17 protein-coding genes are annotated in these 17,244 nt (G+C 60.7%); 8 read left to right on the forward strand and 9 right to left on the reverse strand.

Annotated elements, in window-relative coordinates:
* From AB8B31_RS25940 to AB8B31_RS25960, 5 genes are all read right to left on the reverse strand, one after another.
* Positions 1 to 552: an OsmC family protein gene (locus AB8B31_RS25940; protein WP_131606473.1), complete on the reverse strand. Its 552-nt coding sequence runs from the start codon at positions 550 to 552 to the stop codon at positions 1 to 3.
* Between the two features lie 6 nt (positions 553 to 558).
* On the reverse strand, positions 559 to 681 hold the full coding sequence (locus AB8B31_RS25945) for a hypothetical protein (protein ID WP_281040556.1): 123 nt from the start codon (positions 679 to 681) through the stop codon (positions 559 to 561).
* A 173-nt stretch (positions 682 to 854) separates the two neighbouring features.
* Positions 855 to 1,571 (reverse strand): hypothetical protein, encoded by a 717-nt coding sequence (locus AB8B31_RS25950; protein ID WP_131606497.1) that lies wholly within the window; start codon positions 1,569 to 1,571, stop codon positions 855 to 857.
* A 275-nt stretch (positions 1,572 to 1,846) separates the two neighbouring features.
* Positions 1,847 to 2,038 carry a hypothetical protein gene (locus AB8B31_RS25955; protein WP_027687159.1) on the reverse strand — a complete coding sequence of 64 codons (192 nt, stop codon included), beginning with the start codon at positions 2,036 to 2,038 and terminating at the stop codon, positions 1,847 to 1,849.
* 13 nt (positions 2,039 to 2,051) lie between these two features.
* Positions 2,052 to 2,249 carry a hypothetical protein gene (locus AB8B31_RS25960; protein ID WP_131606475.1) on the reverse strand — a complete coding sequence of 66 codons (198 nt, stop codon included), beginning with the start codon at positions 2,247 to 2,249 and terminating at the stop codon, positions 2,052 to 2,054.
* A gap of 408 nt (positions 2,250 to 2,657) precedes the next feature.
* Between AB8B31_RS25960 and AB8B31_RS25965 the strand changes: the two genes are divergently transcribed.
* From AB8B31_RS25965 to AB8B31_RS25980, 4 genes are all read left to right on the forward strand, one after another.
* The gene (locus AB8B31_RS25965; RefSeq protein ID WP_131606477.1) at positions 2,658 to 3,992 is read left to right on the forward strand and encodes an NtaA/DmoA family FMN-dependent monooxygenase; all 1,335 of its coding nucleotides are present in this window, start codon (positions 2,658 to 2,660) and stop codon (positions 3,990 to 3,992) included.
* The gene (locus tag AB8B31_RS25970; protein ID WP_131606479.1) at positions 3,989 to 4,924 is read left to right on the forward strand and encodes an amidohydrolase family protein; all 936 of its coding nucleotides are present in this window, start codon (positions 3,989 to 3,991) and stop codon (positions 4,922 to 4,924) included. Before AB8B31_RS25965 ends, AB8B31_RS25970 begins: the two co-directional genes overlap by 4 nt.
* Before the next feature lie 188 nt (positions 4,925 to 5,112).
* Positions 5,113 to 6,717: an ABC transporter substrate-binding protein gene (locus tag AB8B31_RS25975; protein ID WP_131702442.1), complete on the forward strand. Its 1,605-nt coding sequence runs from the start codon at positions 5,113 to 5,115 to the stop codon at positions 6,715 to 6,717.
* Positions 6,718 to 6,822: 105 nt separating this feature from the next.
* Complete coding sequence (locus tag AB8B31_RS25980; RefSeq protein ID WP_115156491.1) at positions 6,823 to 7,914, forward strand: rhodanese-like domain-containing protein; 1,092 nt, start codon at positions 6,823 to 6,825, stop codon at positions 7,912 to 7,914.
* Positions 7,915 to 8,009: 95 nt separating this feature from the next.
* On the opposite strand, the gene AB8B31_RS25985 is transcribed toward AB8B31_RS25980, so the two are convergent.
* The 4 genes from AB8B31_RS25985 to AB8B31_RS26000 are packed head-to-tail and all read right to left on the reverse strand — an operon-like array spanning position 8,010 to position 13,055.
* A complete protein-coding gene (locus tag AB8B31_RS25985; RefSeq protein ID WP_105008761.1) occupies positions 8,010 to 9,170 on the reverse strand; it encodes an acyl-CoA dehydrogenase family protein in 1,161 nt (386 codons plus the stop codon).
* A 20-nt stretch (positions 9,171 to 9,190) separates the two neighbouring features.
* Positions 9,191 to 10,228, reverse strand: a complete 1,038-nt coding sequence (locus tag AB8B31_RS25990) for an ABC transporter substrate-binding protein (protein WP_115156490.1) — start codon at positions 10,226 to 10,228, stop codon at positions 9,191 to 9,193.
* A gap of 11 nt (positions 10,229 to 10,239) precedes the next feature.
* Positions 10,240 to 11,418 carry an LLM class flavin-dependent oxidoreductase gene (locus tag AB8B31_RS25995; RefSeq protein WP_027690858.1) on the reverse strand — a complete coding sequence of 393 codons (1,179 nt, stop codon included), beginning with the start codon at positions 11,416 to 11,418 and terminating at the stop codon, positions 10,240 to 10,242.
* 32 nt (positions 11,419 to 11,450) lie between these two features.
* Positions 11,451 to 13,055: an ABC transporter substrate-binding protein gene (locus AB8B31_RS26000; RefSeq protein WP_027690859.1), complete on the reverse strand. Its 1,605-nt coding sequence runs from the start codon at positions 13,053 to 13,055 to the stop codon at positions 11,451 to 11,453.
* Between the two features lie 280 nt (positions 13,056 to 13,335).
* On the opposite strand from AB8B31_RS26000, the gene AB8B31_RS26005 reads away from it, so the two are divergent.
* The 4 genes from AB8B31_RS26005 to AB8B31_RS26020 are packed head-to-tail and all read left to right on the forward strand — an operon-like array spanning position 13,336 to position 17,237.
* Positions 13,336 to 14,325, forward strand: coding sequence for an ABC transporter permease (locus AB8B31_RS26005; protein WP_115156489.1), 990 nt, complete (start codon positions 13,336 to 13,338; stop codon positions 14,323 to 14,325).
* On the forward strand, positions 14,322 to 15,329 hold the full coding sequence (locus tag AB8B31_RS26010; protein ID WP_105008764.1) for an ABC transporter permease: 1,008 nt from the start codon (positions 14,322 to 14,324) through the stop codon (positions 15,327 to 15,329). Before AB8B31_RS26005 ends, AB8B31_RS26010 begins: the two co-directional genes overlap by 4 nt.
* Complete coding sequence (locus AB8B31_RS26015) at positions 15,329 to 16,324, forward strand: ABC transporter ATP-binding protein (protein WP_105008765.1); 996 nt, start codon at positions 15,329 to 15,331, stop codon at positions 16,322 to 16,324. The genes AB8B31_RS26010 and AB8B31_RS26015 overlap by 1 nt, the downstream gene beginning before the upstream one ends.
* Positions 16,302 to 17,237, forward strand: coding sequence for an ABC transporter ATP-binding protein (locus AB8B31_RS26020; RefSeq protein WP_105008766.1), 936 nt, complete (start codon positions 16,302 to 16,304; stop codon positions 17,235 to 17,237). The genes AB8B31_RS26015 and AB8B31_RS26020 overlap by 23 nt, the downstream gene beginning before the upstream one ends.
* The last annotated feature ends 7 nt before the right edge of the window (positions 17,238 to 17,244 follow it).

A 17,244-nucleotide genomic window follows, 5' to 3' on the forward strand; every position in this document is an offset into this window, starting at 1 on the left:
TCAGTCGGCGCTCGTTGTCTGATGGCCAGGCTGCTGGTGATCCAACTGCCCGCGCACCTCGTTTCCGCGTTTCAGCAGATTGAGGATTGGACAGATCTTTTCCACGGTCGCCTGCAGTCTGGCGATGTCCGCGGTGCTTGCGGGAGATACCAGGGTGACCAGGTAGGTGATGTCCTGGGGATAGACGGGAATGTCTTCAAATCCTTCTGCACCTGCACGCGGATCGATCGTGGCGGAGACTTCGGCATGCAGCGACTCAAGCGGCACGCCCCGATCGGAAGCATGGATCAGAAAGGTATGGGTCAGGCAGCTCGAAAGCGCGCCGAGCAGCAGTTCTGGAGACGACGGACCCAGATTGTAGCCGGCGAAATCGGGCGGGCTGTCGGAAATGACCTGAAAATCCCGTATTCGGATACGACGTACGCCGCTGCGGCCCTCTGCGCTTGCACTGGCCTTCAATGTGACCGTGCCCAGTTCGCCTTTTCTGACTCGCGCCCGCCGATCGACTAGTGCTTCGCGCTTCTGTCGGAGATATTCATTCAAAGTTGTCATCGCTTGCTAATATTCCCTGTTGTCAAGACCGATGCCGGGATGGCCGAAGCGGATGGTCGTTTCTTCGCCAGAGACGGATCCAGGCGAGGCAATAAGCGCGGCAAGCACCTCGCGGATATAAAGCTGCATGGTCGTCCCCAGCATCCGCGGGGCGTTCGAAAATCTCATTGTTAAAATAGACAGGGCTATGGAACGGTTTAATCCATAAAATCGATAGACAAAATTTTCTAATTTTGTCCGCTTGCCCGAAACAGCCGGCTCCACCATCAAGCCGTTTGTGCGTGGGCGCCTCGCACACGCCCTCATTCATCTCGGTTCCAGCCCTTGCTTTCAGCTGTCTTTGCGACGAGGGATGCATAGTCTTTACTGATCTCGTCGAGCTTTTTCACCAACTCACCGTCCGGTCCGCCGAGCAGACTTTGATAGTCCTCGCCTCTCTTCGACGTCTCCCAATCATTCCCAATAAAGCGTGCGGTTGCCTTGCCAGAAGAATACACTTCCAGTGCGGGATCACCAAAGGATGCGGCAGCGCGTTTCAGGCCGTCTTGGAAGGTTGCGTCATCAAGGCCGCTATAAGGCTTTCCTTCGGAGTTCGTCACGTTGAGGAAGATCTGTTCATCTCCAAACGCGGTGTATCCGCCGCCCAAGCCCTTTTCCGTTGCGTCTGCTGCCTCGAAGAATTTCTGCGCGACGGTGGCGTTAAGGCTGTCTTGGTGAAACCGCACGACAACAAAGCCCGTCTTACCTGTTGTGTCGTTGAGGCGAGAGGCAAGGACGCTATGTTGGCGGAAGACGTAGCCCAGGGAGCCGGCAAGCCGATCAGCCGCGGTGTCGTCAAGATCCCCCTCGGTCTGAAGTGACGCATTGGTTTTGAGGAGATACCCGCCGGGCGTCACCTCTGTCTCCAAGGTCGCAGGGTCGATGCCATTGGCTGTTATGATCTTCGGCACGATCTCTTTTAGCACTTCGGCTGAAAATGCCGCTCGATCATCATAACTGGCCTGAGAAAGCCGCGGCAGATGAAAACCCGCGGAGGGCGTCGCCTCGTAGGACAGAAGCACCTTTTGGCTCGCCAACGCCGTATTCTGGAATGCAAACGGGATGATGGCAGCCAGAACGGCTGCTCTCAATGTGGTTCGCAACACGACGGCTCTTTGGGCGAAAAATCTGCTTTGCATGCCTTGTAGTCCTGGTTGAACGTTGCAATGTTTTGTTGTCGATGACGATGTTGAAGATCACCTGTTGAGGGCTGACGGCGCTGTTCCTGCCATGGTGTGAGGAGCCAGAAGCTCTTTCAATGGCAGTGCCGATACCGGCGCGAAGAGATTTCGATAGTGAGCTCGGCGCATTTCGATTGGAGTTCCTTGTCCGTGCCGTCTTCGAAATGGTCGTCGAGGAGCAGGGAGCGATACTCTCGAGCGAGCAACCTCGTTTCAAGATCGTCGCGTAGTGCGGACAGCCGGAAGAATTGGCGGAGCCTGCCCATGGTGTCTCTCCGATTAGGCGGCGCGATGAACGCCAGCGTTTGATGTCGACATCAGTTTGTGGATTGCCCGCAGCACGTCCGACGGCGAGGCAAAGTGCTGGCCGTCGAGGTCATGAACATGAAACTTCACGGCGATGAACTTCAGCAGGTCCTTGTCTGGAACGACGATACCGACCGGAACGCCGGCGTATTCGATCACCTGTTTGGCCATTGCGATCATCCGATAAAATCGGCCCTCTTGCGAAGTGCACTCGGCGGAGGCACGTTATAGTCTATTAATTTTATAGACTATATAAGAAGGAAATACGGGAGACCATTCCCATCGATGCCAACTTCTCCCTGTAATTTGAGAAAATATTTCTAATTTGAGAGCGTGGCGGCTTTCGGGCATGGGTCCAAGTGGCACCCGGGCCTTGATGTCCGACGGCATCAGCATCAGCAAACAAATTATTCTTTTCCAACGCAAAAGAAATTCTGCCTTCAGGCCAGCCACATCCTAAGGATAACTGAACGGGCCGCGGCGACTGCATAATTCATAGTGTGCAGAATCCTCTGTACGTCCAAAAAGACGCGCAGCACCGTAGTCCCGAGCAAGGCAGCGCAGGCGGACACGTTATTCATGCAAAAGCGACTTATCCTTACGGCTGGTATCAACAGTACCGGATATCTTGCCGATTCCTGGCGCCATGTCGGCGGTTCGCCACTCGTCTTCGCGGAGTTCGACCATTATCTGCGCACGACCAGGATTGCCCATGCCGGCACTCTTGATGCGGTGTTCTTTTCAGACCATCCGGCGCTCGGCGCCGATCCTGCGCAGCGGCCGCTGCACAGCTTCGAACCGCTAACCCTGTCGACGGCGCTTGCTGTTGCCGTGCCGGATATCGGCTTCGAGATTACGGTTTCCTCCACCTACAGCGCGCCCTACGATCTGGCGCGCCGGCTGGCGACCCTCGATCACATTTCTGGCGGCCGCGTCATCTGTAATATCGTCTCGTCCTTCAACCCTGCCGTCGCGGCGAATTATGGCTCTGCACCTTTGCCGCCGCGCGAGGCGCGCTACAGGCAGGCACATGAATTCATGTCGGTGATCGGTGCGTTGCTGGATAGCTGGGAACTGCGTCGGCCAGCCGATCCACAGGCTGGGCTTTGGGATCCGGATTTTGCCCGTCCGATCGGGCACAGGGGCGAATTCTACAATGTCGCCGGGCCGCTCAACGTGCCTCGCGACCGGCAGGGGCGCGCCCTCATCGGCCAGGCGGGAGCCTCCGGGCCGGGGCTCGATTTTGCTGCCGCCTATGGCGAGATCATTTACTGCTCGCTGCTGTCGCTATCGGCGGCTCGCGCCTTTCGTGACGAGCTCCATAAGCGGGCCATCGCGAAGGGGCGTGACGTCGGCTCTTTGCGGGTTGTTCCCGGACTGGTTCCGATTATCGGGCGCAGCCGGGAAGAGGCGTTGGAGCGGCACGAGGCGGTGTCGGGCACAGGCAGCGAGGAGGGGCTGTTGCGGCGCTTCGCCAGGGATGCCGGGATCGACTATGGCGCGCTTGATCCCGATGCGCCGGTCTCCGGCGATCTCTTTAAGACGACGGCCGATCAGCAGCGCCCGGCAGGTTTCTCGCAGGCTCTGGCCGAACTTGCGCGCCACGAGCGTATCACGCCGAGGCAATTCGTTCGGCGCGTGGAGGGAGGCCACAGGCTCGTGGCCGGCACGGCTGACGATGTCGCGGCCGACATTATCGCCTGGTGGCGTTCTGGCATCGTCGACGGTTTCAACATCCAGGCTCCGGTCCTACCCGACGATCTCTCTGACTTCGTCGAACAGGTAGTCCCACGCCTGCAGGATGCCGGCATATTCCCGCGGCATTATGAGAGTGGAAGCCTGCGGGAGCGCTTCGGGCTGACGCAGGAAGCATCATCATCAGATCGTTATCTCAAGGAAAGCGGCAGCGCATGAGCGGCAGATTGGACATCGTCGATATTCATACTCACCTCTGGCCGCGAGAATGGGGCCTTGATGGCGCCAGGCGCCTTTCCTCCGGGCTTTCCGACGATAGCCTGAGGAAGGTCGTCGATCCGGCCGCGCTGCTCGACGAATTCGAGGCGGCGGGTGTATCGCTTGCGGTGTTGAGCACGACGGTTGAAAGCCTGTTCGGCGTTGCGGGATCGATCGATGCCGAGGTGATCTCCAATGTCAACGATTGGCTGGCCGGACTGGTTAAGGCCAATCCTGGGCACCTTGCGGCATTGGCGACCGTCGATCCTTTTTCAGGCGAGATCGCTGCGCGCGAGGCAGAGCGAGCGCTTGGCGAACTCGGCCTGTCAGGCCTCGTCATCGATTCTTCCCGTGACGGCAAATTCCTGGGCGACGCCAGTGTGCGGCCGACACTTGCGGTCGCAGCCAGGTTCAAACGACCGGTCTTTGTGCATCCGGTCAACGCACCGCAGGCGGATATTCTGATCGCAGGCGCCGGCAAGCTTGGTAACTCCCTTGGCCGTGGGCTGATGAACGGCGTCGCCTTCCTGTCGGTGTTGGAGAGCGGCCTGCTGGACGAATTTCCCGACCTCGATTTCGTTTTCGCGACCCTTGGCCTCGGCGCCATCGTGCAGGCATCACGCGGCGGCCGTTACTCCCGGCAGAACCGCGCCGAGGGCCGTAGGCCGAATATCTATTTCGATACGATGGGTGACGATCCCTCGATCATCGCCATTCTCGCGGAATTCTTCGGTCCCGACAGAGTGCTTGCCGGAACCGACTGGCCGATCCTGCCATCGCTTTCGCAACAATCCCTGGGCAGGAGTTTCAAGAGGGCCGGCCTCGACGCGGCGGCGCAGGCGCTTATTGCCGGCGGCAATGCGCGACGGCTTCTCGGCCGCGCCGACCGGTAGATCGACGGTTCGGCAGATGCTCGATCGTTGCAGCGATCCGGAGACAGGCTCGAAACGCTGACAAGCTTTGCTTTCAAAGAACGATAGAAAATCTGCCTTTGAGTTAGAGGGCTGTACAGGGATCATCCGGACAGCGGGGCATGGGGCTCCGTCCGCGGCCTGCCGTGTTTGTGCTTTCGGAGCAGCCTATGTCGATCAATCGTCGCCAGTTCAATCAGTTGCTACTTGCAAGCGGGGCGGGCCTCGCGATCGCCGGCATGCCTCGTTTTGCTGAAGCGGCCGCTGAAACACCGGTCAGGGGTGGTACGCTCAATTGGGCCTATTATCCCGACCCGAGCGCACTGATCGCCATCAACACGTCATCGGGCACCGGTCAGGCGATCGGACCGAAGATCAATGAGGGCCTGTTCGATTTCGACTACGACCTCAATCCGATCCCGCTGTTGGCGACGGAATGGTCGGTCAGCGACGATCAGCTGCGCTATACCTTCAAACTCCGCGAGGGCGTGAAATGGCATGACAGCGCAGACTTCACCGCTGCCGACGTGGCCTTTTCGATTCTTCGGTTGAAGGAAGCCCATCCCCGCGGCCGCATCACCTATCAGAACGTGACCGCGGTCGAGACGCCCGATCCGCATACGGCGATTGTCGTCCTCTCCAAACCCGCGCCTTATCTGATCACGGCACTCAGCAGTTCGGAATCGCCGATCGTACCGAAGCATGTCTATGAAACCTTCAAGCCGGAGGAACAGCCCAAGCTTGCGCAGACGATCGGAACCGGACCGTTCATCCTCAAGGAGTGGGTGCCGGGCAGTCATCTGATCTTCGACCGCAATCCGAACTATTGGGACGAAGGCAAGCCCTATCTCGACCGGGTCGTCCTTCGCGTCATCCTCGATCCCTCGGCTCGCGCTGCCGCGCTCGAAACCGGTGAAATCGACATCGGCGCCAACCCGGTGCCCCTGTCGGACATAGAACGCCTGAAGGCCAATCCAAACCTGGTCGTGGATACGACGACCTACGCCTATTCCGGCCCGCAGCAGCAGCTGTTCTTCAACTATGAGAACGAGATTCTCACCAAGCGCGAGGTTCGGCTGGCAATCGCCCATGCCATCGATCTGCAGAAATTGCTGGATATTGCGCTGTATGGCTATGGCGCCGTTTCGCCCAGCCCAGTCAGCACCGCATTGCCGAAATGGTATGATCCGAGCATCAAGGCCCGGACGCCAGATCCGAAACTCGCGGAAAAACTGCTGGATGAAGCTGGCTATCCCAGAGGCGCTAACGGCAGCCGTTTCAAGCTTCGCCTCGCCTATAACTCTTTCCTCACGCCTTCTTACGCCGACTTCATCAAGCAATCCCTCGCCGTCGTCGGTATCGAGGCGGAGATCCTCAAGTTCGATCTCGCGACCTACCTCAAGACCGTTTACACCGACCGCGCATGGGATCTGGTCATCGAATCTCTTTCGAACACCTTCGATCCGAGCCTCGGCGTCCAGCGCGCCTACTGGTCGAAGAACTTCAAGATCGGCCTCGTCTTCTCCAACGCCAGCCACTACGTCAATCCCGAGGTGGACCGGCTTCTTGAAGCGGCGGCAGTCGAGCCCGATGAGGCGAAGCGACGCGACCTCTGGTATCAGTTCCAACGCATCATTCACGAGGATGTTGTCTCCGTCGATCTGGTCGCGGCCGGCTCGCAGATCATTGCAAGCAAAAAGGTCAGGAACTTCGCGCCGGGTGCGCAGGGCATCAACAACAGCTTCGGCCAGATATGGCTCAGCCCGGAGAGCTGATGCTGGTGACCATGCGATGACGCGGGTGGAGAGACGTCGTCCACGTCTCTCCACCCGCCCCAATATCTTTCAAAGATCAACATCAATGCGTGATGGAGGTCCAGCGTGACCCAGAAGACAATCTCCCGAGACACATTCCGCAACTGGCTCGCAGACGGTGAGGAGCTGGCGGTGTTCGACATCAGAGACCCGGCAGCTGTCGGCTATGCGTCGCCTCTCTTCGCCACCAATTTGCCGGCCGAACTTGTGGAAAGCGAGATCGGCCGCTTCGTCCCGCGCACCGTCGTGCGCACCGTTCTTGTCGATGGAGGCGATGGCGCCGCTATCCTGCTTGCCGAAAATCTGGGGAAAGCAGGATGGGCGAATGTCTTCGCGCTCGATGGCGGCATTCCCGCCTGGACGGCGAAAGCAGAGGCTTCCCTTCCGACATTCGACACGCCAGGCGTCGATTTTTCGCTTGCAGTGCGAGACGAAAGGAACACGCCGGTCATCTCGGTTGAAGAATTGAAGCGCTTGCGCGATGCCGGTGAAGACGTCGTCGTCATCGATACGCGCACTGTTGCCGAATTCAGTCGCGATCATGTCCCCGACGCGGTCAGCGTGCCGGGTGCGGAGTTGCTATTGCGCTTCAAGGACGTCGTGCCGTCGGATAAGACCAAGGTCGTCGTCTCCTGCGCCGGCTTGCCGCGCGCAATCCTCGGCGCCCAGACGCTGATCGACGCGAAGGTCGCCAATCAGGTCTCCTATCTGCATGACGGGACGAAGGCCTGGACCGGCGCCGGCCTGGAACTCGAAACCGGCAGGAGCCGTGTCTACGGCGAGGCAAGCCCAGCGGCGCTCGATTTCGCGCGCGCGCATCTCCAGACACTGAGCGCCGATGACCGTTTTCCCGAGATCGATGTCGCCACCGCCCGCAAGTGGGCGCACGATCCCGGCCGAACGACCTATCTTCTTGATGTGCGCACGCCCGAGGAGTTCGAGAAGAGCCATCTCGACGGGACGCTTTCGTCGGAGGGCGGCCAGTTGCTCGGCGTCGCCTACCGCACCATCGCCGTTCGCGGTGCGCGCGTCGTCCTCATCGACGACCCGCTTGGGGTGCGGGCGCGCACCGTTGCGCATTGGCTTCAGCGCCGTGGCTTCGAAATCGCAATATTGCTGGTTGATTTCTCGGCTCAGCAGCTGAGCGCAGTTGCTTGATGTGAAATTCAGGGGAGCTTGCAAAAGCGAGGTCTCCGCAGCGGTTCGCTGGGAACCATGCGAACGGCTGAAACCGCCGCAATCCCCAGCCTTCGTCAGATCCCCGTCGCCGCCAAACGTGCAAGGGCATTCTTTGCGGCGATCGTTCTGATCATATGGTTCTGTGGCGCATGCGAGCGGGCGGTCATGGCATCGCGATGCTGGCGTTCGAGCTGGAAGTCGCGGTTCAGACCGGGATTGCCGGCCAGGTCGAGGGCCAGGCTCGTTACGGCGACGCTATTGTCGATGACGACATGGCGAACGTTCATGCCATCCATGCCGACGGCCCTGCCGGCATCGACATCTTCGCCGAGCGATCTGAGCAGTCTGGCGCTGGTCGCGAGCCGGACTTCGATCTCGCCCAGTCCGTCCTGGATGCGGGGCACCGTCGCAATCGGCGCGCCGAGGCTTGCCGGCGTATGGCGGGCGGCAAAGGACAACACCCGGTCGCGCGCGGACAAGGCAACGCCGTGATAGACGGCGCCGATCAGCGAAAAGAAGAAGGCCGTCGCATGCTCTTCACGCCGTATCGGTTCCGATGCGGGCTGCGCCTCGATCACATCTGAAAATGGGATGACGACATCGTCAAGAATGATGTCGTCGCTGGCCGTCGCATGCATGCCGGCCGCGTTCCAGGTTTTTTCTATCTGCAGGCCGGGACTGTCGGTCGGGACGAGGAAGGACGCCAGACGTGGCTCCGGCTCATCGGTGAGCGCCAGCAGCGATACCCATCTCAAGATCGGAATACCCGTGACGTAAGTCTTGCGACCGGTGATCCGCCAAGTGTCGCCGTCGCGCCTGGCGACCGTTTCGGGAAGCGCTCCATGGGCGGGCGAGCCGATGCGAGGTTCGGCCTGAGCGGCGTTGATGAGGGCAGGCCCGAGACGATTTGCCGACAAGACCCGCTGTGCCAGATGGTTCGGCCAGTTTCCGAAGCGGCGCAGGCTGTAGTGACTGTTGTAGTGCATGGCGAGCACCAGTGCGGTCGAGGGTTCGCCACGAGCGATCTCGCTGATGACGGCCTGTGCTTCGACCAGACCGCCGCCATGGCCACCATGTTCTCTGGCCGTCACGAGGCCGAGCAGACCGGCCTCGTAGAGATGGGTGAAGTTTTCGAAGGGAAACTCCCCCGTCGCATCGAAATGGGCCGCGCGCTCGGCAAAGTCGATGGCCAGCCGCCGCGCCTTGCCGACGGGATCGATTGCTTCCTGCAACATGGTCTTACACGCCTTTCTTCTCAGGCTACGGCGCGCTTGGCGAAAGCTTCGAGATGACGGCGATCGACCCACTCGGCAACATCGAAGTCGGCAGCGAGGAAGCCGAAATCGCGCAGGAAATCCTTGTAGTGGCTGACGGCCTCGACCAGTTCGGGCTGCAGACCGAGGCCGAGGTGGCGGTGAACCTCCGCACCATTGGCGGCGAGCACCTGTTCTTCGGTCGCGCCGGCTTCGCGGGCGACGAAACGACGTGTCTCTTCCGGATGCGCTTCAGCCCAGGCGCTGGCCTTGAAGATCGATTCCAGCAGCCGGTGAACCAGATCGGGACGTTCTTCGGCAAGCAGCTCGTCCACGGTCAGCACACGAGGTGAGCCGGAATTGATGCGGATCTTCGGATCGGGATGGAAGCCGAATTCGGCGACCTGAACGGCGCCGACCAGATTGGCAACGTTAATGCCCGCCGTTCCCTTGACGTAGATCGCATCCACCTCGCCGCGAATGAGCGAAGCGATTTCCTCGCCATATGCCTGCCGGCGCTTCAACCCGAAGAGAGAAGGGCCCTCCTGGCTCGCAAGGACGGAATCGGCAAGCGCGATGTCGACGACCTCGACGTCTGCAAGCTCCAGCCCTTCAAGCGAAAGAGCGGAGATGAGGCCCTTCAGCGCGGTCGCCCGCATGAAGTCGACAATGCCCTCCGGGCGGCGGGCGATGCCGAAGCGGCGGCCTTTGAGATCCCTAGTGCTCTTGATGCCGGTCTGCGGCAGCGTGATGATCGCCTGGAACTCATCCGTCCAGGTAATGCCCACCAGTCGGGTTTTGCGGCCTTCCGATCGGGCGCGGATCGGGGGCACGTTGCCGCCATGGCGGAATGACCAGTCGAGCGTGTGGTTGAAATGGCTCTGGCGGATGCTGCGATCGGGCGAGTCGATGATCGATCTCAGCGTCACGCCTTCCTTGCGGAAGTTCTCCTCGAGATAGCCGAGCTGTGCGGCAAGCCCGACGGGCGTCGGCACCGGGCAGCGGGTATACCAGATTTCCGAAATGGCATTGCTCGTCATGATCGTCCCTTTCAGTGGCGCAGCCCCGCCTGTTTCATCAGCGGCAGCACCTCGCTGCCGAAGAATTCGAGATCGTCGCGGAAATCGAAGAAGCTGAGTTGCAAACCGTCGACGCCGGCTGCCTTCAGCTTGACGAATTGGTCGACGACGCTCTCGGGCGATCCAATCACCCTGATATTGCCGCCGACAAAACGATAGGCGTCCTGCGGATCGCGGCCCTTCCACGCTTGCGCGTCGGAATTCAATGACTGGAAACCCTGTGGCGAGCGCTGGTCGGCATGCGCGACGATGCGGTCAGCGAAGGCCCATGCCTCCTTCTCGGTCGGACGGCAGATGACCATCGGATTGAGCAGCGTGCGCACGGTGCGCCCGACATCGGTCGCAGCGTCCTTGACCCTTTTGGTGTGTGCCGGCAGCGACTGCAGCGCGCTGTCGATGTCGGCACCCGTCGGACTGGTGATGAAGACGATGTCGGAGTAGCGCCCGGCAAAGGCAATGCCGGCATCCGAACCGGTGGCGTTGACGAGGATCGGACGGCCGAAATTCGGTTTCGGCGTCACGAAGCCGCCGCCAAGTTTCCAGCTGCTTTCGCCTTCGAAGGAGAAGTTCTCGGTGTCGCTCCAGAGACGCTGGACGACTTCGAGGAATTCGGCCGCAAGTTCGTAGCGCTTGTCGTGTTCGATGCGCGGCCAGCCGAACATCTCGTGTTCGACCGCGCGATGGCCGGTGACGACGTTGATACCCCAGCGCCCGCCGGTGATGTGGTCGAGCGTCGCGCCGAACTTTGCCAGATGCAGGGGATGCCAGGGGCCGTAAAGAACGTGCATGGTCGAGATCAGCATGATCTTCTTGGTCAGGCCCGCAAGTGCCGCCGTGGAGACGAAGCTGTCGAGCGCCTGGCCGTCGAAGACGCCGCCATAGCCGCCCTTCGGCAGCCATTGCGACAGGGCAAAGACAAGATCGAAGCCCAGTTCCTCTGCTCTGAGAGTAAGGGCCTTGTTGTAGTCGAACCGCCAGTCCGTCGAGCGTTCGAGCGTCGACTGCGTCCAGCCGCCCGCCTGGATCGGCAGGAAGAGACCGAGAAGAACCGGCTGTTTGAGAGCCTGCGACAGCGGGCTCTCAGGAAAATCGGTCGGGGCGGCGAATTTCGGCAGACCGACGATGGAGCCGGGAAGATGTTGAACGGACATGGTTGTCCTCCGCTTGATCGTTGGCTCGTCGCTCAGGATGCTGCCACATAGGCGTAGGCGAGGCTGCTGGAGACCCCTTCGCCGCCGACCGTGTGATCGGCGATGCGCTTGTTGTAGATGGTCAACTCCGGCTGGCTGACGATATCGATCGCAGGCAGGTCTTCGACGAGGATCCGCTGGATCTCGCGCCACTGTTCGACGCGCTTGTTCGGATCGACCTCGATTGCCGCGGCTTCCAGCAGCGCGTCGACCTTGGGATTGCTGTAGGCCGAACCGTTCGAGAAGGGAACGCCGGGCTTGAAGTTCTTGCTCCAATAGAGGCGCTGTACGCCGACGGTCGGATCGAAGAGGTTGCTCATTCCCTCGAAAGCGAAGTCGAAGTCGCGATCGGTATAGATACGCTTGGTATAGGTGGCGAAATCCTGGCTGCGCACCGTCGCGTCGATACCGACCTTGGCGAGCGCCTGGCGGATATATTCGGAGCCACGGGGGTAGCTTTCTCCGCTCGGCACATAATCGAGATTGATGCGCGCGCGAATGCCGTCGCTGCCGCGCGGGTAACCCGCCTCATCAAGCAGCTTTTCGGCTGCCGCTAGATCGATCGGATAGGTTTTCAGATCCGGATCGTACCATTTCGTCAGGTTGGGACTGATCGGGCCGGGAATGGCGCTGCCATAGCCGTAGTTGATGGTGTTGAGGATGACTTTCCGATCGATGACGTGGGCAAAGGCCTGCCGCACGCGGATATCCTTGAAGAACGGACGCTCGAGATTGAATTCGATGCGGCTGATACCATTGGCATACTGATAACCGCGCGGCTCGAAAGCGATATCGGGGAGGGACTTGAAGCGTTCCAGGTCGCTGAGCGGCACGGGTGTGGAGGGCGCAAGATCGATCTCACCGGTCTCAATCGCGATCGAGCGTGCTGCTGCATCGGGAATGAAACGGACGATAAGCTGATCGAGATAGGGGCGCGGCTGATCCCAATAGTCGGAATTACGCTCGTAGACGATATGGCTGCCGCGGATCCATTCCTTGAACTTGAAGGCCCCGGTGCCGATCGGCGCAAGATTTGCCGGGTTTTCGGCCACCTTGGTGCCCTCGTAGATGTGACGCGGCACGATAGGCGTTTCGGACGCCGCAAGCGCCGTGATCAAATAGGGCGCCGGCTTGGATAGCGTCAACACTGCCGTCAGCGGATCGGGGGTCTGGACGTCCACCAGATTGAGGAAAGTGTTGCGGCCGCGCGGGTGAACTTCCTTCAGCGTCTTGATGGAGAAGGCGACATCGGCCGATGTGAACGGCTGGCCGTCGTGCCACTTCACGCCGTCGCGCAGCTTGAAGGTATAGGCCAGCCCGTCCTGGCTGACCGACCATTCCTTGGCCAGAAGCGGCTTCGGATTGAGATCGAAGTCATAGGTCAGCAGTCCTTCGATGACTTTCGGCGAAACATAGACCGAATTGAAGGCCGTGTTGGCGATGGTCGTCAGCACCGGCGGTTCTGCCGAAAGCAGCAGTGTTGCCGTGCCGCCGCGCGCAGGTGCTGCGAGGGCTGGGATGCGGGCTGTCGCGGTCACGCCGAGTGCGACGGAAGCCAGGAGAAAGCTGCGGCGCGTGGATGCCGGAAATACTGCCATAGGTTCAACCCTCGTCTGCGGGCCGCGTGATGCCGGGCGGCCCTTGCTGTTTCGACTTTCCAACGACAGGCCCTCTCGTAGAGTTTTTTACCCGGCCGGAAAGCATCCTTGATCTTTGATTCCGAAAAGAGACTTATAGACAGTAAATAATTCCAAGATGCGCCGTTAATTGCAGGCAAGTTGGAAATATTTACCAATACGGATTTGACAAAACCCACCGATTTAGTCAACTACTATTGCATCGCAAAGCCGAAATCTTCTCAAGCGGCGAGGAAAAACAATGCCAACTTACGGGCGGCTCGGCCGCACCATCAGAAAGACGATCCTCCAGGCCGTTCCGACGATGCTGGGCATTGTCGTCCTGAATTTCTTTCTGCTGAAGCTCGCGCCTGGCGATGCCGCAGATGTCATGGCGGCGGAGTCGGGATCTGCGACGGTCGAGACCATGGCCGCACTGCGTGAACGTTTCGGGCTCGACAATCCGATTCTCGTTCAACTGGCCAACTACCTCAACAATCTCGCGCATTTCAGCCTCGGCTTTTCGCCGCGCTATGGAATGCCGGTCGCCGATCTCATCGGTCAGCGTTTGCCGGGCACGCTGATGCTGATGCTGGCGGCGCTCGCGATCGCCATCATTGTCGGCCTCCTGCTTGGGTCGCTGATGGCGACATTCTCCGGCCGGGTTGCCGATCGCGCAATCTCGATCGTCTCGCTGCTTTTCTATTCCATCCCAGGCTTCTGGATAGGGCTGATGCTGATCCTGCTGTTCTCGGTCAAGCTCGGCTGGCTGCCGAGCGGCGGGGATAGCACCATCGGCTCACGGCTGACCGGACTGCCTGCGCTCCTCGACCGTGCCCGCTACATGGTACTGCCGGCAACATCGCTGGCCCTCTTCTATCTGGCCATCTATGCACGCCTGACACGCGCTGCCATGCTGGAAGTGAAGTCGCAGGATTTCGTTCGCACGGCCCGCGCCAAGGGCGTCTCGCCATTTTTCCTGACCACACGCCATATTCTGCGAAACGCGCTGATCCCGATCACCACGATGGCCGGCATGCACTTCGGCGGCATGCTCGGCGGCGCCGTCGTCGTCGAAACGGTCTATAGCTGGCCGGGTCTCGGCCGACTTGCCTTCGAGGCCGTCATGGCGCGCGACTTCAGCGTTCTCCTCGGTATCCTGCTGCTTTCGTCCTTCATGGTGATCGTCGCCAATGCGGCTGTCGATCTTCTGCAGGCCTGGATCGATCCGCGAATTGGAGCAAGTCGATGAACAGCCATAAACTTGGAACCTATGCGGCAGAGACGATCGATCTCGCGCCGCCGGCAAGGGCAGAGGCCGCACGCCCCGCAACCCAACCGGCAGCCCAACCGCGCTGGACTCACGTCCACGCACCGGATGTGCGCGCTTCCGCCGTTCACGGCACGGCCTGGCGTGGCTTGCGCCGCGAGTTCAAGGTTTTTCTGTCCAATCCGAATGCATTGTTCGGCGTTGCTTTCCTGCTCGTCGTTGCCGTGTCGGCACTTCTCGCTTCGCTGATCTATCCCGGCGATCCGATGGAAATGGTGGCGAGACCGTTTCTCTGGCCAGGCCAGGATGCAGCTTATCCACTCGGTACGGATTCGATGGGCCGTGACGTGCTTGCCGGAATCCTGCATGGGGCCCGCATCTCGCTGACGGTCGGCATCGCCGCGACACTGCTCGGGCTTTCGGCCGGGATATTGATCGGTGCGGCCGCTGGCTATTTCGGCGGATTGGTGGACGACATCCTCGTCAAGTTGGTCGAGATCTTCCAGACTATTCCGAGCTTCGTCCTGCTCGTCGTGCTGGTCGCCATCGCTCAGCCGACCACCGGAACGGTGACGGTGGCCATCGCCCTCGTCAGCTGGCCGACCGTTGCACGCCTGACCCGGGCCGAATTCCGCGCGATCCGGGAGAAGGATTACGTGCTTGCCGCGCGCAGCCTCGGCTTTGGCCATGCGCGCATCATCTTTCGGGAAATCCTGCCCAACGCCCTGCCGCCGCTGATCGTCACATCGTCAGTCATGGTGGCCAGCGCAATCTTGATGGAGTCGGCGCTCTCGTTCATGGGACTTGGCGATCCCAATCGCGTCTCCTGGGGTTCGATGATCGGCGCCGGCCGCGACGTGATCCGCACCGCTTGGTATCTCACGGCCCTGCCAGGCCTGGCGATCGTCTTCACCGTGCTTGCCCTCAACCTGATCGGCGACGGCCTCAATGACGCGCTCAACCCGCGTTTTTCGGAGGAGCGCTGATGGCAGCCTTGCTTGACGTTCGCGACCTTTCCGTTCGCTTTCCCTCGGCCGAACCCGTCAAGGGCGTAAGCTTCACCGCCAATCCCGGCGAGATGCTGGCGATCGTCGGCGAATCCGGATCGGGAAAGTCCCTCACGGCATTGGCGCTGATGGGGCTTTTGCCGAGGCAGGCGCGGGCTGGCGGTCAAATCGCCTTCGACGGCCACGACCTGCTGTCGCTTCGCGAGCGGGACCTGCGGCGCATTCGTGGTCGCGACATCGCAATGATCTTTCAGGAACCGATGACATCGCTCAATCCGGTGCTGACAATCGGCGATCAGATCGTCGAGGTGCTGCGCATCCATGAGGATCTCAGCCGCCGGCATGCCCGCGCCAGGGCGATCGAACTTCTGGAGCTTGTCAGTATCCCGGAACCTGCCAGGCGCATCGATGACTATCCTCACCAGCTCTCCGGCGGCATGCGCCAGCGGGTGATGATTGCGATTGCCGTTGCCTGCAATCCGAAGCTCCTGATTGCCGATGAAGCAACGACCGCGCTCGACGTCACGATCCAGGCGCAAGTGCTGCAGCTGCTCGACAATCTCCGCGTCAAACTGAACATGGCCGTCATCCTCATCACCCACGACCTCGGCATCGTGGCGCAATGGGCCGATCGTGTCGTCGTCATGTATGCCGGACGTAAAATCGAGGAAGGCTTTCCAGGCCCCGTGTTCGACGCGCCGTACCATCCTTACACCCGCGGGCTGCTTGCCGCCTCTCCGCGACTGAAGGCCGACTATCACTACAGCGATGGTCCGCTTTCCGAAATCCCGGGTTCGATCGTCTCGGCATCAGGCGAAAAAGGCTGTTCCTTCCGCCCGCGCTGTCCCGTCGCCCGGCCGGCCTGTGGTTTGGCGGTACCGGAACTGCTGTCGGTTTCCGCCGAGCGGCAGGTCGCCTGCCCCTATGTTCCGGTCCTTTCGGAGGTAGCCCATGTCGCTCCTGTCGGTCGATAGTCTCTCGACCCATTATCCCGGGGCCGCCGGTACGGTGAGAGCCGTCGACGGCGTATCGCTTGAGATTGCCGAGGGCGAAACGGTGGCATTGGTCGGTGAATCCGGCTGCGGCAAGTCGACGCTCGGCAAGTCCTTGATGCGCCTCGTCACGCCTTCGTCCGGCCGCGTCCGTTTTCAAGGACGTGACGTCACGGCGATGTCGGCGAAGGAATTGCAGTTAATTCGCCGCAGCGTTCAAATGATCTTCCAGGATCCCTTCGCCTCGCTCAATCCGCGCCAGACGATCCGCACGATCCTGACGGCGCCGCTCGCTGTCCATGGCGTCAGCGGCCGCAAGCGGCGCGAAGCAATCGCCGCCCAGATGGCAGAGCATGTCGGCCTGCCCGCTGATGCGCTTGATCGCTTCCCGCATGAATTCTCCGGCGGCCAGCGCCAGCGCATCGGCATCGCCCGCGCGCTGATCCTGCAGCCGCAGCTGGTGATCTGTGACGAGCCGGTTTCGGCGCTCGATCTCTCCATCCAGGCGCAGATCCTCAATCTGCTCGTCGAGATGAAGACCGAACTCTCGCTTTCCTACCTCTTCATTTCCCACGACCTGTCGGTCGTTCGCTACTTCGCCGATCGCGTCCTCGTCATGTATCTCGGCCGCATCGTTGAAAGTGCGTCGACGAGCGATCTCTGGCGCGGTGCAAAGCACCCCTATACGCAGGCGCTGCTTGCCGCCGTTCCCGACCCGAGCCGCCGCAAGCAGGCGGCTCCCATCACCGGCGATCTGCCGAGCCCGCACAATCCGCCGGCCGGCTGTCGTTTCCACACCCGTTGTCCGCTTGCCACCGACATCTGCCGGACCGAGGACCCAACGTTTCGCCAACTCGCCGACGGCCACGCCGTTGCCTGTCACCACGCTCAATGAATGGAGA

The sequence above is a fragment of the Rhizobium sp. 62_C5_N11_2 genome, assembly GCF_051811185.1.
GTDB lineage: Bacteria > Pseudomonadota > Alphaproteobacteria > Rhizobiales > Rhizobiaceae > Rhizobium > Rhizobium leguminosarum.